At 63.6% G+C, this 15,973-nt stretch carries 14 protein-coding genes and 1 pseudogene; 11 read left to right on the forward strand and 4 right to left on the reverse strand.

Going from position 1 to position 15,973, the window contains the following annotated elements; translation table 11 throughout:
* Positions 1 to 120: 120 nt before the first annotated feature.
* Positions 121 to 762 (reverse strand): glutathione S-transferase family protein, encoded by a 642-nt coding sequence (locus X756_RS162370; RefSeq protein WP_023700072.1) that lies wholly within the window; start codon positions 760 to 762, stop codon positions 121 to 123.
* A gap of 146 nt (positions 763 to 908) precedes the next feature.
* Here X756_RS162370 and X756_RS162365 point away from each other — a divergent pair, with 146 nt between their 5' ends.
* Positions 909 to 1,139 (forward strand): hypothetical protein, encoded by a 231-nt coding sequence (locus X756_RS162365; RefSeq protein ID WP_023669703.1) that lies wholly within the window; start codon positions 909 to 911, stop codon positions 1,137 to 1,139.
* A gap of 132 nt (positions 1,140 to 1,271) precedes the next feature.
* On the opposite strand, the gene X756_RS162360 is transcribed toward X756_RS162365, so the two are convergent.
* A complete protein-coding gene (locus tag X756_RS162360; RefSeq protein ID WP_023669704.1) occupies positions 1,272 to 1,757 on the reverse strand; it encodes a hypothetical protein in 486 nt (161 codons plus the stop codon).
* 175 nt (positions 1,758 to 1,932) lie between these two features.
* On the opposite strand from X756_RS162360, the gene X756_RS162355 reads away from it, so the two are divergent.
* Entirely contained in the window at positions 1,933 to 2,298 is a 366-nt protein-coding gene (locus tag X756_RS162355) for a RidA family protein (protein WP_023707576.1), read from the forward strand.
* Positions 2,299 to 2,402: 104 nt separating this feature from the next.
* Positions 2,403 to 3,635 (forward strand): amidohydrolase/deacetylase family metallohydrolase, encoded by a 1,233-nt coding sequence (locus tag X756_RS162350; protein ID WP_023710832.1) that lies wholly within the window; start codon positions 2,403 to 2,405, stop codon positions 3,633 to 3,635.
* Positions 3,636 to 3,842: 207 nt separating this feature from the next.
* On the opposite strand, the gene X756_RS162345 is transcribed toward X756_RS162350, so the two are convergent.
* On the reverse strand, positions 3,843 to 5,630 hold the full coding sequence (locus X756_RS162345) for an NAD(P)/FAD-dependent oxidoreductase (protein WP_023728514.1): 1,788 nt from the start codon (positions 5,628 to 5,630) through the stop codon (positions 3,843 to 3,845).
* Positions 5,631 to 6,025: 395 nt separating this feature from the next.
* On the opposite strand from X756_RS162345, the gene X756_RS26265 reads away from it, so the two are divergent.
* The 6 genes and pseudogenes from X756_RS26265 (at position 6,026) to X756_RS162325 (ending at position 14,247) form a co-directional block, all read left to right on the forward strand.
* Positions 6,026 to 6,115 (forward strand): K(+)-transporting ATPase subunit F, encoded by a 90-nt coding sequence (locus tag X756_RS26265; protein WP_023691936.1) that lies wholly within the window; start codon positions 6,026 to 6,028, stop codon positions 6,113 to 6,115.
* Between the two features lie 18 nt (positions 6,116 to 6,133).
* Positions 6,134 to 7,837, forward strand: a complete 1,704-nt coding sequence (kdpA, locus tag X756_RS162340) for a potassium-transporting ATPase subunit KdpA (protein ID WP_023728515.1) — start codon at positions 6,134 to 6,136, stop codon at positions 7,835 to 7,837.
* A 232-nt stretch (positions 7,838 to 8,069) separates the two neighbouring features.
* Positions 8,070 to 10,173: pseudogene (gene kdpB, locus X756_RS01000000165120) on the forward strand (potassium-transporting ATPase subunit KdpB).
* A gap of 12 nt (positions 10,174 to 10,185) precedes the next feature.
* Positions 10,186 to 10,752 carry a potassium-transporting ATPase subunit KdpC gene (gene kdpC, locus X756_RS162335; RefSeq protein ID WP_023710827.1) on the forward strand — a complete coding sequence of 189 codons (567 nt, stop codon included), beginning with the start codon at positions 10,186 to 10,188 and terminating at the stop codon, positions 10,750 to 10,752.
* Positions 10,753 to 10,819: 67 nt separating this feature from the next.
* Entirely contained in the window at positions 10,820 to 13,558 is a 2,739-nt protein-coding gene (locus X756_RS162330) for a sensor histidine kinase KdpD (protein ID WP_023728516.1), read from the forward strand.
* Entirely contained in the window at positions 13,555 to 14,247 is a 693-nt protein-coding gene (locus tag X756_RS162325) for a response regulator transcription factor (protein ID WP_023691942.1), read from the forward strand. The genes X756_RS162330 and X756_RS162325 overlap by 4 nt, the downstream gene beginning before the upstream one ends.
* A 15-nt stretch (positions 14,248 to 14,262) precedes the next feature.
* Here X756_RS162325 and X756_RS162320 read toward each other — a convergent pair whose 3' ends face one another.
* Positions 14,263 to 14,853: an invasion associated locus B family protein gene (locus X756_RS162320; RefSeq protein ID WP_023691943.1), complete on the reverse strand. Its 591-nt coding sequence runs from the start codon at positions 14,851 to 14,853 to the stop codon at positions 14,263 to 14,265.
* Between the two features lie 217 nt (positions 14,854 to 15,070).
* Here X756_RS162320 and X756_RS162315 point away from each other — a divergent pair, with 217 nt between their 5' ends.
* Positions 15,071 to 15,373 carry a hypothetical protein gene (locus X756_RS162315; RefSeq protein ID WP_023683090.1) on the forward strand — a complete coding sequence of 101 codons (303 nt, stop codon included), beginning with the start codon at positions 15,071 to 15,073 and terminating at the stop codon, positions 15,371 to 15,373.
* Between the two features lie 122 nt (positions 15,374 to 15,495).
* Positions 15,496 to 15,972, forward strand: a complete 477-nt coding sequence (locus X756_RS162310; RefSeq protein ID WP_023669717.1) for an NUDIX hydrolase — start codon at positions 15,496 to 15,498, stop codon at positions 15,970 to 15,972.
* Position 15,973 lies beyond the last annotated feature (1 nt).

The following is a 15,973-nucleotide window of genomic DNA, read 5'->3' on the forward strand; positions in this document are numbered from 1 at the left end:
CGGACAGGGCTTATCAACCCGGCCGCGAGCCGTCGAGCGCGCCATGGCAACTCGCCCGCTGTTCCACACCTATGCTGCCAAAGCGCCACACATCAGCCCATCTGCCCAAAGGGAAGCACATCAAGCGGAGTTGACCGGCGGCAGAAGCGGCGCGTCCAGCCCGTCGAAGGGATCGCGCCAGGCATCGATGGCTTCGAGCCGGCGATACCAACCCAGAACAGAGGGATAGTCCGCCAGCGGCAGGCCGGCTGCATCGTTGAACGGCAAAAACGTCGCCATACGGAAATCGGCATAGGAGAGCGACTTGCCCACAAGCCATGGCCGCTTGGCGAGCTCCGCCTCGAGAATCGCTGCCGCGATGCGGAACTCCGCCAGCCCCTCCTCGACCTTGCCCTGGTCGACGGGCCCAATCCCGTAGCGCTGCTTGGTTCCGCGCTCGAAATGCACGATGTCGCAGGCCCGGACGAAATTCTCCTTGCCCCAGCTCAGCCAGCGGATCATGTCGGGTTGGTCATCGCCGCCGCGCCAGAAATCCGAACCCGCTTCGCGCGACAGAAGGCAGGCTATGGCGTCTGCTTCCCACAGGCTGCCGCCCGGCCATGCCAATATCGGCAGGGTAAGATTGGGATTGAGCTGACGAAACCGCTCAGCCTGCCCGGGCGCCATGGGTGCCGCAAACTCACACTCGACCTTGGCCTGCAGATGACGTGCAGTTGCAACCGCGAGGCGCGGATTGGGATTGCGGCTGAAGTACAGTTTCATGTCCCGTCCTGGACGCTGTGGGCTCGATCCTATCAAACACGCAAACGTGCCCTCCAGGCAATCTGGTCGGACCACGATTCCGCTGGCACACGCCGTCGTTCGGCGTATTATTTCCTTCGGGAGAGGGTTCTTGGCAGGAGGAAGCCATGAACGTAGTGCCGAGCGTACCTGTCATCGACGTGACAACCCAGAACCTTGTTTCCTCTGCGCTTTCCAGATTCCGCGCCGGCGATACCGTCTCGACCAGGGCGGCGCTCGACGCCATCCGCCGCATGGATCCAACCTGTGTCGACAGCGACGACGATCTCGTCGAACTCGTCGTCATGGCGGCAATTGGTAAGACCATGGCGGTTGTGTTCGACCACCGCTCCCGCTAGCCCTGTTGGACGAACCTGTCCCGTTCAACTCGCTTGAGCTCGAGTGGGTTCGGTTGGCGAGCTTTTACAGCTGCAGCCCGGAAGCGGACGTCTTCGTGCGCGAAGGCCGGCAATAGCATAAGCGGGTAAACCTCAGATCCCCAAGGGATGTGGCATGTAGCCGACGAAGCCGCCGATCTTCCAGTGGCCCGCCACCTTCCTGCAAAAATACAGCGTCTGCCATTTCAGCTTGTCGACGCTGCCATCGGCCTTGGCCACCGAGCCGTTGAACTTCTTGTGCAGCACGGCGCGGTCGCCATCGACATCGATGTCGCGCATGTTGGTGACGCGAAACAGCGCCTCGCGCAGCGGCTCGGCGAATCTGGCCGCCGCCGTCTCCTTGGCCTGGCGCAGCCATTCGTCGCGATAGACGGCAAGGCTCGGGAATTGCAGACGCCAGGCGTCGGCATCGCTGAGGAAATGCGCATGCATGCCGAAGAAGCTGTCGGCGAGGAAATCATCCTCGACCATCGACCAGTCCTGACCGATAAAGGCGTCGATGTCGCGCCGCACCAACATTTCCCAGAGCGCGTGGCGATCGGCATCGCCCTCTGGAAACGGGTTCTTGTCGAAGGTCATTGAAATCTCCTGTCGGGAAAATGCGACGCGCAAGATGCTGGCGAGCCTGCGATAAAGCAACACGCGTTTGGAAAAATGCTGCTTTCCAAAAAGCCCCCTATGAGGATCACCGGGACAGGCGTAGAGCGGTCGTCGAAAACGGGGCGCGGACCGCCATTCTGAACAGGAGTTTCCTTTGCCTAAAGAGTGTTTTGGAACATCCCACGTGCCGCTGTCGCCGGCCGTGCGCGCCGGGGATTTCGTCTACATCTCAGGCCAGGTGCCGGTCGACAGCGACCGCATCGTGGTCAAGGGCGGCATCACCGAGCAGACCGAGCAGGTGCTGCAGAATGTGAAGGCGGCACTCGCGCTGGCCGGTTGCACCATGGACGATGTCGTCAAGACCACGGTCTGGCTCGAGGACGCGCGCGACTTCGGCGCCTTCAATGCCGTCTACGCCAAGCACTTCCCGAAGAATCCGCCGGCCCGCACCACGGTCGAATCGCGGCTGATGATCGACATCAAGATCGAGGTCGAAGCCGTCGCCTACCGGCCGGTTTGACCAGCCGGGGCATGATCCCGAAAAGTGGAGACGGGGTTTTCTCGGACAAACGGAAACCGTTTTGTCCAGAGATCATGCCCCAAAACGAAGAGAGGCAGGCGCCGATGCAGTTCGATCTCCTGATCAAGGGCGGCCGTCTGATCGATCCGGCCTCGGGCCTGGACGCGCCGCGCGATGTCGCCGTTGCGGGCGGACGCATCGTGGCCATCGAGGCGGCGATCGATGCCGAGCACGCCACCAAGATAGTCGACGCTCGTGATTGCATCGTCACGCCCGGCCTCATCGATTTGCATAGCCATGTCTATTGGGGCGGCACCTCGCTTGGCGTCGATGCCGACCGGCTGGCGGCCAAGAGCGGCACCACCACCTTCATCGACGCCGGCAGCGCCGGCGCCGGCAATATTCTGGGCTTTCGCCGCCATGTCATCGAGCGCTCGAAGGTGCGCATCCTGGCCTATGTCAACATCTCCTTTGCCGGCATATTCGGCTTCTCGCAAAGCGTCTCTGTCGGCGAATGCAGCGATCTCAGGCTCTGCGAGCCACGCGAGACGGTGGCTGCGGTGCGCGAGCACGCCGATGTCGTCGTCGGCGTAAAAGTGCGCTCCGGCAAGCATGCCGGCGGCGCCAGCGGCATCGCGCCGGTCGATCTCGCGCTGGAAGCCGCCGACCAGGCCGGCCTGCCGCTGATGGCGCATATAGACGAGCCGCCGCCCGGCCGCTCCGAAGTGCTGCCGCGGCTGCGCAAGGGTGACATCCTCACGCACTGTTTTCGCCCGTTCCCCAACGCGCCGGTCTTCGCCTCCGGCGCGGTGCGGCCGGACATGCGGCTGGCCCGCGAACGCGGCGTCATCTTCGACATCGGCCACGGCATGGGATCGTTCGACTTCGCCGTGGCGAAAGCGATGCTGGCCGAGGGCCTCGCGCCCGACGTCATCTCCAGCGACGTGCATCTCTATTGCGTCGACGGTCCGGCCTTCGACATACTGGTCTGCATGTCGAAGCTAATGGCGCTGGGCATGCCGCTGGTCGAGGTGCTGCGCGCCGCCACGCAAAGGCCAGCCGAGGCGATCGCCAGGCCGGAGCTTGGGACGCTGAAAGTTGGCGGTGTCGGCGATGTCGCGGTGCTGAGACTGCGCCCCGGGCGCTTTACCTTCGTCGATGCGGTCGGTGCGGCGCTGATCGCGGATCAGCGGCTCACATCGGACGGCATCGTCGTGGGTGGTGTCTGGTGGCCGAACGAAGCCGCCGACCACAACGAGACCGAGCGCTTCGAGGCCCACACGCACCATACGCATGTCGAGGTCGCGGCACGGCATTTCGGGCGTAGGCACGATTAGCTGGTCTCCCCTTCATGGGAGATGGTCTGTCTTTCGGCGGCGCGTTTGAGGACCGCCTTCCCCCACTCCGTCTCGGCTTCGCCGAGCCACCTCTCCCCCTCCGGAGGGAGAGGAAAGGCGCCAGCTGGAATCGCTTCGCGCCATTCCTCTCCCCCGTCGATCGGGGGAGAGGTGTCGAGCGAAGCTCGACGGAGTGGGGGTCGAACCTTACCCCGAATTACTCACCGCCCCAAACACCGGCGTCGCAATCCCTTCCATCCGCGCCTTGATCTGCAGCGCCACATATTTCGAGTAAAACCGCGACAGCGCCAGATTGCCGCCGTGGAACCACAGCGCGTCCTGCGCCGTCGGCTTCCACATGTTGCGCAGCTCGCCTTGCCAAGGACCGGGATCGCCCTTGACGCCGGAGCCGAGGCCCCAGCATGGCCCGACCTTGTCGGCGACCTCGCGCGAGACGATGGCCGCCACGGTCTCGTTCATCGACTGGTAGCCGGTACAGGCGACGATCGCATCGACGGCCAGCTCGCTGCGGTCGTCGAACAGGATGCCGGTCGGCGTCAATGAACTGATGCCGACGCCGCTCTTCACTTTGATCTCGCCATTGATGATCAGTTCGCAGGCGCCGACATCGATGTAGTAGCCGGAGCCGGTGCGGTAGGCCTTCATCAACAGCCCGGTCTCGTCCTCGCCGAAATCGATGGCGAAGCCGGCGGCGCGCAGCCGGTCGTAGAAGGACGCATCGCGCGCCTTGATAACTTCGTACAGATCTCGCTGGCCCTTGGGCACCAGCGCGAACGGCGTCGACGCGACGATCAGGTCGGCCTTGTCGGTGCTGATGCCACGCGCCAGAGCCTTTTCCGAAAAGATCTCGAAGCCGACCTCCATCAGCGTGTCGGATTTCACCACTGTCGTCGGCGAGCGCTGGATCATGGTGACATCGGCGCCGCTCTCCCAGAGATCGACGCTGACATCGTGCCCGGAGCTTGCCGCGCCGATGACCGCGACCTTTTTGCCGCGGAATTTCTCGCCGCTGGCATACTGGCTGGAGTGCAGCAGCTCGCCCTTGAAGGTCTCGGCGCCGGGCAACGCGATCTGCCGCGGCGGGCCATAGGCGCCGGTGGCAAAGACAATGTGCCTAGGCTTCAGCGTAATATGCCGGCCGACGCGGTCGACCACCACAGTCCACACCTTCTCGGCCTCGTCATAGCTGGCGCTGAGGCATTTGGTGGCGACCCAGTAGTTGAGCTCCATCACCCTGGTGTACATCTCCAGCCAGTCGCCCATCTTGTCCTTGGGCGTGAACACCGGCCAGTTCTCCGGGAACGGAATGTAGGGCAGATGGTCGTACCAGACCGGATCGTGGAGCACGAGCGAGCGATAACGGTTGCGCCAGGAATCGCCGGGGCGCGCATTTTTCTCGATGATGATGGTGGGCACACCGAGCTGCCTCAGCCGCGCGCCGAGCATGATGCCGCCCTGCCCGCCGCCGATCACCAGGCAATAGGGCTGCTCAGTGGCGCCGAGATCGCGCGTCTCGCGCGCCCGCGCCTCCGCCCATGTCTCGCGTGCAGGGTCGGCCTTGTGGCGGATGCCGAGCGGCCGCGCCGGTCCCTTTTTCTCCTCGAACCCTTTGAGCTCCCGCACCGCCGTGAACAAGGTCCGGCAGCGGCCGTCCGTGAGGCGCACAATCCCTTCGCCCCGCGCGACCGACGTTTCGAACGTGAACCAGGCCTCGACGGTGCCCTCATCCGAGGTCGCCTCGCCGGACAGCGTCCAGTGTGAGGGCTTCGCTTCCGCCAGCGTCGCTTGCAGCATGTCGCGGATCGCACCGCGGCCTTCCATCGTGGTGATGTTCCAGGTGAAAGCCAGCAGATCGCGCCAGTAGCAATCCTCGACGAACAGGTTGGCGGCCGCCTCGGCGTCATCAGCTTCCAGCGCCCGTGCAAGCGCGCAAAGCCATGTCGCCGCCTGTTTCGATGGTGCCATGTCGAGCATCTGTTTTTCCCTCGTTTTGCGTTCCCATTGTTTCGAAAGACGGCGGCGCCGCAAGAGGGGTCGCGATATCATGGCGTCGGTTTCTAGCGGCCCGGAACGGAGCCATCTCCTGGAATCTTTATAGGAATTTTATATCTTTCCTCCCGGCCCCGTCTCGAACCTTTATGGCGATCGGGTCCATATTCCACCACGAGCAAAACGCTCCGGACGCCGTAGCCTTCGAAGCTACGGCGGGTCGTTCTCATGGAATTTACGGCCTGCCAGCAACTGGCGCCAAGTACAAGCAAGGACCAACACAATGGACATTGTCGTCATCGGGATCGAGGTTTTGTTTTTCGCCCTTTCCCTCGCCTACATCAAAGCCTGCGACGCTCTTTAAGCGGAAGGATCGCAACATGTTTGTCGATTACATCCTCGGTGGCGGCGTGACCTTGTTCCTGCTCGTCTACCTCACATACGCCCTCGTTCGCCCAGAACGCTTCTGAAGCAAGGCACGGAAAGCCATGACACTCAACGGATGGATACAGATCCTGGTTTATTGCGGGATCGTCGTTTTGCTGGTGAAGCCGCTCGGCGGCTACATGTACCGCGTCTTCAATGGCGATCGCACCTTTCTCTCGCCCATACTCGGGCCCGTTGAGCGCGGCCTCTACCGCATTTCGGGAACCAGCGAGCTCGAGGAGCAGCACTGGACGACCTACGCGGCAGGAATCATCTTCTTCAGCCTTGCCAGTTTCCTGGTGCTGTACTTTCTGCAACGCCTGCAGGGCGTCCTGCCTTACAATCCGGCCGGGATGGCATCGGTCGAACCCAATCTCGCCTTCAACACTGCCGTCAGCTTCGTCACCAACACCAACTGGCAGAATTACGGCGGCGAAAGCACGTTGTCCTACCTCGTGCAGATGGCCGGCCTGACTGTTCAGAACTTCATGTCCGCCGCCGTCGGCATTTCCATTGCGGTGGCGCTGATCCGCGGCTTCGCCCGCGCCTCGGCCAAATCGATCGGCAATTTCTGGGTCGATATGACCCGCTGCACGCTCTACATCCTGCTGCCGCTCAGCATCGTGCTCACCCTTGTCTATGTCTGGCTCGGCATGCCGCAGACGCTCGGGCCTTATGTCGACGCCACCACGCTCGAAGGCGCCAAGCAGACGCTCGCCCTTGGGCCGGTCGCCTCGCAGGTCGCCATCAAGATGCTCGGCACCAATGGCGGCGGCTTCTTCAACGCCAACGCCGCGCATCCTTTCGAAAACCCCGACGCCATCTCCAACATGATCCAGATGGTGACGATCTTCGCGCTGGGTGCCGCACTCACCAACGTCTTCGGCCGCATGGTCGGCAACCAGCGCCAGGGCTGGGCGATCCTGGCCACGATGGGTGTGCTGTTCATCGCTGGCGTCGTTATCTGCTACTGGGCGGAAGCCGCGGGCAATCCGCTGGTCCATGCGCTGGGCGTCGACGGCGCCAACATGGAAGGCAAGGAGAGCCGCTTCGGCATTGCCGCTTCGGCACTATTCGCCGTCATCACCACGGCTGCGAGCTGCGGTGCGGTGAACGCCATGCATGACTCGTTCACAGCACTTGGCGGCCTGGTCCCGATGCTCAACATGCAGCTCGGCGAAGTCATCGTCGGCGGCGTCGGCGCCGGCTTCTACGGCATCGTCATGTTCATCGTCATCACCGTGTTCGTCGCCGGCCTGATGGTTGGCCGCACGCCCGAATATCTCGGCAAGAAGATCGAGTCCAAGGAGGTCAAGATGGCAATGCTCGCCATCCTAGCTCTGCCGCTGGTCATGCTGGTCTTCACGGCAATAGCGGTCGTGCTGCCAAGCGCCGTCGCCTCGATGGCCAATGGCGGTCCGCATGGCTTCTCCGAGGTTCTTTATGCCTACACTTCGGCGGCGGCCAACAACGGCTCGGCCTTTGGCGGCCTTTCCGGCAACACGCCCTGGTACAACATCACGCTCGGCATCTCCATGTGGGTGGGTCGCTTCTTCGTCATCATTCCAGCGCTTGCCATTGCCGGCTCGCTAGCGACGAAGAAGACGGTTCCGGCTTCCGCCGGCACCTTCCCGACCGACGACCCGCTGTTCGTCGGCCTGCTCGTCGGCGTCATCCTGATCGTCGTCGGCCTGACCTTCTTCCCGGCACTGGCGATCGGACCGATCGTCGAGCACCTGGCTGCCATCAACGGCCAGACATTCTGAGGCTTGTCATGTCCTGGTTCTACCCAAAACGCATGAAGGCCCGGCCGCGAGCCGGCCCACGAGCCGGCAATGAGGGGGAGGAACCGCCCCCTCCCTTCCCCGGCGTATCTACCTTCCTCGGCCTCGCGGCAGTCATGATCGTGATCTGGCTGCTGGCCTATGGTCCGCCGCCCCTCTTTTCGGCATCCGATCGGTCGGTGCCGGCCAACAGTTCAGATACTGGAGCCACCAAATGAGCCAGTCCAAATCCGCGAGCATCATGGATGCCCGCATTCTGTGGCCGGCCATCGGCGGCGCCTTCAGGAAACTCGACCCCCGCACGCTGGTCAGGAACCCGGTGATGTTCGTCGTCGCCATCGTCTCGCTTCTCACCACGGTCCTGTTCGTCAAGGATCTCGCCACCGGCGGCGGCGATTTCGGCTTTACGCTGCAGATCATCATCTGGCTGTGGTTCACCGTGCTGTTCGCCAACTTCGCCGAGGCCGTCGCCGAAGGCCGCGGCAAGGCGCAGGCCGATTCGCTGCGCAAGGCGCGCACCGAAACCCAGGCCAAGCTGCTTGCCGGCGAAGACCGCTCCAGGTTCAAGCTGGTGCCCGGCACCAGCCTGAAGGTTGGCGACATCGTGCTGGTCGAAGCCGGCCACATCATCCCGTCCGACGGTGAAGTGATCGAAGGCGTGGCCTCGGTCAACGAGGCGGCAATCACCGGCGAGTCCGCACCCGTCATTCGCGAATCCGGCGGCGACCGTTCGGCGGTCACCGGCGGCACGCAGGTTTTGTCCGACTGGATTCGCGTGCGCATATCAGCCGCCTCCGGCCACACCTTCCTCGACCGCATGATCTCGCTGGTCGAGGGTGCCTCGCGCCAGAAGANGCCAGAAGACGCCCAACGAGATCGCGCTCAACATCCTGCTCGTCGGCATGACGCTGATCTTCGTGCTGGCCACCGCCACGATCCCGAGCTTTGCCTCCTATTCCGGCGGCTATATCCCGGTGACGGTGCTGGTCGCGCTGTTCGTCACCTTGATCCCGACCACCATCGGCGCCCTGCTGTCGGCCATCGGCATTGCCGGCATGGACCGCCTGGTGCGCTTCAACGTGCTGGCCATGTCCGGCCGCGCCGTGGAAGCGGCGGGCGACGTCGATACGCTTTTGCTCGACAAGACCGGCACCATCACGCTCGGCAACCGCCAGGCCACAGAATTCCGCCCGGTCAAGGGCGTCACCGAACAGGAACTGGCCGATGCCGCGCAGCTCGCCTCGCTCGCCGACGAGACGCCTGAGGGACGCTCGATCGTCGTGCTGGCCAAGGAGAAATACGCCATCCGCGCCCGTGACATGGCAACCTTGCATGCCAGCTTCGTGCCCTTCACCGCGCAGACCCGGATGAGCGGCGTCGACATCGGTGGCTCGTCGGTGCGCAAGGGCGCCGTCGATTCGGTTCTCGCCTATGTCAGCCAGTCGACATCGGCCACTCACGGCACGCGCCCCGGCAGGGACACCGTCAAGGATCTCCAGGCGATCGCCGACGAGATCGCCAAGTCGGGCGGCACGCCGCTGGCCGTCGAGCGTGACGGCCGCCTGCTCGGCGTCGTCCACCTCAAGGACATCGTCAAAGGTGGTATCCGCGAGCGCTTTGCCGAACTGCGCAAAATGGGCATCCGCACCGTGATGATCACCGGCGACAATCCGATGACTGCGGCTGCGATCGCAGCCGAAGCCGGCGTCGACGATTTCCTCGCCCAGGCCACGCCCGAGGACAAGCTGAAGCTGATCCGCGACGAACAGGCCAAGGGCAAGCTGGTCGCCATGTGCGGTGACGGCACCAACGACGCGCCGGCCTTGGCGCAGGCCGATGTCGGCGTCGCCATGAACACCGGCACGGTTGCCGCCCGCGAGGCCGGCAACATGATCGACCTCGATAGTGACCCGACCAAGCTGATCGAGATCGTCGAGATCGGCAAGGCGCTGCTGATGACGCGCGGCTCGCTGACGACCTTCTCGATCGCCAACGACGTCGCCAAATACTTCGCCATCATCCCGGCCATGTTTGCCGTCTTCTACGTTGCGCCGGGACATACAATCGGCCCCCTGCAAGCGCTCAACATCATGCATCTGGCGACGCCGCAGAGCGCCATCCTGTCGGCCATCATCTTCAACGCGCTGATCATCATCGCTCTGATCCCGCTGTCGCTTAAAGGCGTCAAATACCGCGCCATCGGCGCCGGCGCGCTGCTCAGCCGCAACCTGCTGGTCTACGGCCTCGGCGGCATCATCGTTCCCTTCGTCGGCATCAAGGCGATCGACATGATCGTCACCGGCCTCGGCCTCGCTTAAGGAAATACGTCCATGCTCACTCAGATAAGACCCGCTGTTATCATGATCGTCTTTTTCACCGTTTTGACCGGCCTGATCTATCCCCTGGGCATGACCGGCATCGCCCAGGCGCTGTTTCCGCACAAGGCCAATGGCAGCTTGATCGAGAAAAACGGCACGGTCATCGGCTCCGAACTGATCGGCCAGGGCTTTGCCGACGACAAGTATTTCCATGGCCGCCCCTCGGCTGCCGGCGACGGATACAACGCCGCAGCGTCCAGCGGCTCCAATCTCGGTCCAACCAACCCCAAGCTGATCGACCGCATCAAGGGCGATGTTGCAAAGCTGAAGGCGGAGAACCCGAACCAGCCGGTGCCGATGGATCTGGTGACGACGTCCGGCAGCGGCCTCGACCCCGCTATCAGCCCGGACGCCGCCTATTTCCAGGTCGCTCGGGTGGCCAAGGCCAGGGGCTTCGACGAAGCCAAGGTCAAGGCGCTTGTCGACAGCCATGTCGAAGGCCGCGAACTCGGCTTCCTCGGCGAGCCGGTCGTCAATGTGCTGGCGCTCAACCTGGCACTGGACGATACCAAGCAGTGAGAGACAATCTCTGAAGCCAGGGGCCGGGGATCGACACGATCCTCGGCGCCGTTCATGATCGAGCCTGATGCCGGACGCCAGAAGCAACGATACCAGACCCTCTCCGGACGCGCTGCTCGAGCATGCGGAACGGGAAGAGCGCGGCCGTCTGCGGATATTTCTCGGCGCTGCCCCCGGCGTCGGCAAGACCTATGAAATGCTGATGGCCGGCCGCGCCAGGCTGGCTGACGGCGTCGACGTAGTGGTCGGCGTCGTGGAGACCCACGGCCGCAAGGAAACACTGGCGCTGGTCGAAGGCTACGAGGTGATCCCGCGCCAGAAGGTCGACTACAGAGGCCGCGTGCTGGACGAGATGGACATCGATGCCATTCTCGCCCGCCGGCCGGCGCTGGTGCTCGTCGACGAACTCGCCCACACCAATGCGCCAGGCAGCCGCCACCCCAAGCGCTATCTCGACGTCCAGGAAATCCTGACGCGCGGCATCGATGTCTACACCACGCTCAACATCCAGCATGTCGAGAGCCTGAATGACGTCGTGGCACAGATCACCCGCGTCAGGGTGCGCGAAACGGTCCCGGACTCCATCATCGACCAGGCCGACGACATCGAGATCATCGACCTCACGCCCGACGACCTGATCAAGCGGCTGAAAGAGGGAAAGGTCTATTTCCCCAACACTGCCCAGCGCGCAGTCGAAAACTATTTCTCGCCGGGCAATCTGACCGCGCTTCGGGAATTGGCGCTGCGCCGTACCGCCCAGCGCGTCGACGAGCAGTTGCTCAACCACATGCAGTCGCACGCGATTCCCGGCCCTTGGGCGGCGGGCGAAAGGGTGCTCGTCTGCGTCGATGCGCGTCCGGGCGGAGCGTCTCGTGTCCGCTATGCGCGCCGGCTGGCCGACCGGCTGCGCGCACCGTGGACGGCGCTGCATGTCGACACGCCGCGTTCGGCCGCCATGTCGGAGGAACACAAGGACCAGCTGGCCACGCTCTTGCGCCTGGCCGAGCAGCTCGGCGCCGAGGTGACGACCATTCCGGGCCAGAACGTCGCCCAGGACATCGTCCGCCACGCCACGGCCAACAACTTCACCCATATCGTCGTCGGCAGGCCGACCCGCTCGCGCTGGCGCGAACTGATCGAGGGTTCGCTCACCTACGATCTGATCCGCAATGCCGGCGATATCAGCGTCCATGTCATTTCAGGAACGGAGCGCGACAACGAGGCCACGTCGAGGGTCAAGGCGGCGGCCGAGCAGACGCCATTTCAAATCTGGCCTTATCTTTTCTCGACCGTCTATGTCGCCGGCGCGCTTGCCGTCAGCGCCATCCTCGATCAGTTCCTCGACGTTCGCAACCTTGCCAGCGTGCTGCTGCTGGCGGTGCTGACATCGGCAGTGACCTTTGGCCTGTGGCCGGCGCTGTACGCCTGTTTCCTCAGCGCCATTGCCTTCAACTTCTTCTTTCTCGAGCCGCGCTACACGATGACGATCCGCGATCCGGAGAGCATCGTTGCCTTCGCCGTCTTNGTCTTCCTCGTCGTTGCCGTCATCGCCAGCAATCTGACGGCGCGTGTGCAGCGTCAGGCAGCCGCCGCCCGTTCACGCGCCCGGGCCACCGAGGACATCTACCTCTTTTCAAAGAAGCTCGCCGGCGCCGGCACGCTCGACGACGTTTTGTGGGCCACAGCCTTCCAGATCGCCTCGATGCTGAAGCTGCGCGTGGTGCTGCTTTTGCCGGAAGAAGGCACGATCACCGTCAAGGCCGGTTATCCCCCCGATGACACGCTGGCCGAGGCCGACATCGCGGCTGCACGCTGGGCTTGGGAACACAACCGGGCTGCCGGCCGTGGCGCCGATACCCTGCCCGGGGCAAAACGGCTCTACCTGCCCTTGCGGACCGGCCGTACCGCCATCGGCGTCGTCGGCCTCGACAATGACAAGCAGGGGCCGCTCTTGACGCCCGAGCAACAGCGCCTGCTCGACGCGCTGGCCGACCAGGCGGCGGTTGCCATCGAGCGCATCCAGCTGGTCGCCGATGTCGACCGCGCCAGGCTGGCGGCCGAGGCCGACCGCTTGCGCTCGGCACTGCTGACGTCGATCTCGCATGATCTGAAGACGCCGCTGGCGGCAATCATGGGCGCGGCCGGCACGCTCAGGGAATTTGCGCCGGCACTGCCCGAGGACGATCGGGCCGAGCTGCTGACCACCGTGCTCGACGAGTCCGAACGGCTGAACCGCTTCATCGCCAATCTGCTCGACATGACCAAGATTGAATCGGGCGCCATGGAACCGAATTTCGCCCTGCACTATGTCGGCGATGTCGTTGGCTCGGCCTTGCAGCGGGCACGCAAGATCACTGCCGGGCACAAGACCGAGGTTGATATTCCGGCCGACCTGCCGATGCTGAAGCTTGATCCCGTGCTGTTCGAACAAATGCTGTTCAATCTGCTCGACAATGCCGCGAAATACGCGCCACAGGGATCGACAATCCGGCTGCAGGGCTGGGCCGACAATGGCTCCGTCGCGCTGCAGATCATGGATGAGGGACCGGGCATTCCGCCCGCCGACCTGGAGCGCGTCTTCGACAGCTTTTACCGGGTGCGCAAGCGCGATCAGGTCCAGGCCGGCACCGGGCTCGGCCTGTCGATCTGCCGGGGCTTCATCGAGGCGATGGGCGGCACGATCATGGCGGCGAACCGCAGCGATCGCCCGGGCGCAGTCTTCACAATCCGCATGCCGAGGTTGGTACAATCGTCCGATACGGACGTATCAGGTGTGGACGAGCAAGCATCTGGTGATCCGGCATGACAAATTCCAATGTCAGCATACTGGTCGTCGATGACGAGCCGCCGATCCGCAAACTGCTGCGCGTCGGCCTCGGCAGCCAGGGCTATGCGGTCAGCGAAGCGCCCAACGCCAAGGCTGCGATCGAACTCGTCGATGCACAAAAGCCGGATCTGATCCTGCTCGACCTCGGCCTGCCCGGCATGGGTGGCCTCGATCTCCTGCGGAAATGGCGCGACGACGGCCTCGACGTGCCCGTGGTCATCCTGTCCAGCCGCACCGACGAAGCCGGCATCGTCGCGGCGCTCGAACTCGGCGCTGACGACTACATCACCAAGCCGTTCGGCATGAACGAGCTTGTCGCCCGCATCCGCGTCGCGCTGCGCCACAAATTCCAGCAGCAGGGCGAAAAGCCGGTGTTCCACACCGGAGATCTCAGCGTCGACCTGGTCAAGCGCATCGTCAAGGTCGAAGGCAAGGAGATAAAGCTCTCCCCCAAGGAGTACGACATATTGCGCATTATGGTGCAGCATGCCGGCAAGGTGCTGACCCACCATTTCCTGCTGAAGCAGGTGTGGGGCGATTCGACCGACGTGCAGTATCTCAGGGTCTATGTCCGCCAGCTCCGGCAGAAGATCGAAAAGTCGCCCGACCAGCCGCGCTACATCACCACCGAGACCGGCGTTGGGTACCGGCTGCGCGAGGTTGAGTGACCGGACGTTTTCCGCTCAGTCCGCCGAGAGTTCCGCGGTCCGTGCCAGTGCGCCGCCGAAGCCGTTGAGCGGGATGGTGAAACTCACCGCTTGACCGGTGTCGGCCGCGAAGGCGTCGATCTTCAGCGTGGTGGCTGCCTTGAGCAGCGGCGTGACGCTGGCATCGAACGCCACCGGCACCAGGCAGCCGACGGCCTGGCAGGTGTTGAACGGCAGGCTGCCTTCCAGCTTCTGGTCGTCGATGGTCAGGCTGACGCCTTTGGCGAGCGCCAGGCCGAACGGCAGCGCCAGCGTTCCGGCGGCATCGTCGCCGCTCTTGCTCGACAGCTCGATCGCCAGCAGGCGCTGGTTGGACTGCTTGTTGAACTGCTGATGCGACAGGCTGCAAACCTTGGCCGTGCCGGTTACCTGGCAATTGACCGTCCAGTCGCCATGTGTCTCGGACAGCGCCGAGGCGCCGCCAGGCAATGTCGGGCCGGCAGCAGGGGCGGGCGCTGCGGCGGCAGGCGCCGCCTTGTCGGTCTTGGTTTGCGCCGCGACTGCCACCGGGCCAAGAATACAGATGCTGCCCAGTAGCGCCGCGAAATATACTTGCCTGCTTTTCATCAATATGCTCCCGATTGTGCCTCGAGTCAGCCGCGATTGAGCCCGAGATCCGCGCCCGATAGAGCGGTCAATCGATCTTTTCTGTCAAGTGCGGCAGGCCGCATCCTCAGGGATTTCGCCAACCCGTGGCAGATCGGCCAATGGCAGACCGGCCCATGGCAGATCGAGACGAACGCCCTATATAGAGAGGAGGTTATATCTGTACGGGAATGAACTGATGTCGACGCTTCGCCTATCGACAGTTCTCATGTCGGCAATGCTGGCGGCGGCAACGCTCGCCGGCATCATGCAATCTGCTGCGGCTCAGTCCGTCAATCCCAGCGCCAACCGGCTGATCCAGCAGAACCAGCTGCAGCAATTGCGCAACAGCCTGCAGCGGCAGCAGTTCCAGCAACAGCAGCAGCAATATCGCGAGCAGGACCGTCGGATCGTGCCGCAGCCGCGCCCCGAAGTGCCCGTCGTCCGGCAAGCTTGTCCGATTCAGATCGTCAACAACCAGATTGTGCGTGTTTGCCGTTGATATCGGTCGCTTGCGATTTACTTAGTCGACTTATTTACTAAAAATGCCTCATTGCCTCGCGGGCATATCAGGGGTTTGCAGGCGGCGTGCGGCGGTGCGCCCGCCGACCGGATTTTCAGCACATGGCGACGACCAAGAAAAAGGCGGTACGCAAGGCAAGGCGAGGCGAACGCATTCGCCAGGTCGCCGCCATTCCCTTTCGCCTGGACGTTTCAGGCAATTTCGAAGTGATGCTGGTGACGTCGCGAGCGACGAAGCGGTTCATCGTGCCCAAGGGCTGGCCCATGAAAGGCAAGAGCGGGCGCAAGGCCGCCACCATCGAGGCGCGCGAAGAAGCCGGCGTGCTCGGCAAGACCCGCAAGGCGCCGGCCGGCAGCTATTCCTATTGGAAACGGCTGGAGCACAATTTCGTGCGCGTCGACGTCGTCGTCTATCTGTTGGAGGTGTCCGAGGAACTGGCCAACTGGCAGGAGGCCAAGAGCCGCCAGCGGGCATGGCTCAAGCCGCAGGACGCGGCGTTGCTCATCGATGAGCCGGATCTCTCGACGCTGATGGCCAACCTGGCGCCGCCTCAGCCGGCAGTGCCGGACCCGGCCTGAC

Source organism: Mesorhizobium sp. LNJC405B00, assembly GCF_000502615.1.
In the GTDB taxonomy this organism is placed as follows: Bacteria; Pseudomonadota; Alphaproteobacteria; order Rhizobiales; family Rhizobiaceae; genus Mesorhizobium.

Excerpts from the sequence above, each read along its gene's own strand:
- X756_RS162370 (WP_023700072.1), bottom strand. The coding sequence starts at position 762 with ATGAAACTGTACTTCAGCCGCAATCCCAATCCGCGCCTCGCGGTTGCA.
- X756_RS162365 (WP_023669703.1), top strand. The coding sequence starts at position 909 with ATGAACGTAGTGCCGAGCGTACCTGTCATCGACGTGACAACCCAGAAC.
- X756_RS162360 (WP_023669704.1), bottom strand. The coding sequence starts at position 1,757 with ATGACCTTCGACAAGAACCCGTTTCCAGAGGGCGATGCCGATCGCCAC.
- X756_RS162350 (WP_023710832.1), top strand. The coding sequence starts at position 2,403 with ATGCAGTTCGATCTCCTGATCAAGGGCGGCCGTCTGATCGATCCGGCC.
- X756_RS162345 (WP_023728514.1), bottom strand. The coding sequence starts at position 5,630 with ATGCTCGACATGGCACCATCGAAACAGGCGGCGACATGGCTTTGCGCG.
- X756_RS26265 (WP_023691936.1), top strand. The coding sequence starts at position 6,026 with ATGTTTGTCGATTACATCCTCGGTGGCGGCGTGACCTTGTTCCTGCTC.
- kdpA (WP_023728515.1), top strand. The coding sequence starts at position 6,134 with ATGACACTCAACGGATGGATACAGATCCTGGTTTATTGCGGGATCGTC.
- kdpC (WP_023710827.1), top strand. The coding sequence starts at position 10,186 with ATGCTCACTCAGATAAGACCCGCTGTTATCATGATCGTCTTTTTCACC.
- X756_RS162325 (WP_023691942.1), top strand. The coding sequence starts at position 13,555 with ATGACAAATTCCAATGTCAGCATACTGGTCGTCGATGACGAGCCGCCG.
- X756_RS162320 (WP_023691943.1), bottom strand. The coding sequence starts at position 14,853 with ATGAAAAGCAGGCAAGTATATTTCGCGGCGCTACTGGGCAGCATCTGT.
- X756_RS162315 (WP_023683090.1), top strand. The coding sequence starts at position 15,071 with ATGTCGACGCTTCGCCTATCGACAGTTCTCATGTCGGCAATGCTGGCG.
- X756_RS162310 (WP_023669717.1), top strand. The coding sequence starts at position 15,496 with ATGGCGACGACCAAGAAAAAGGCGGTACGCAAGGCAAGGCGAGGCGAA.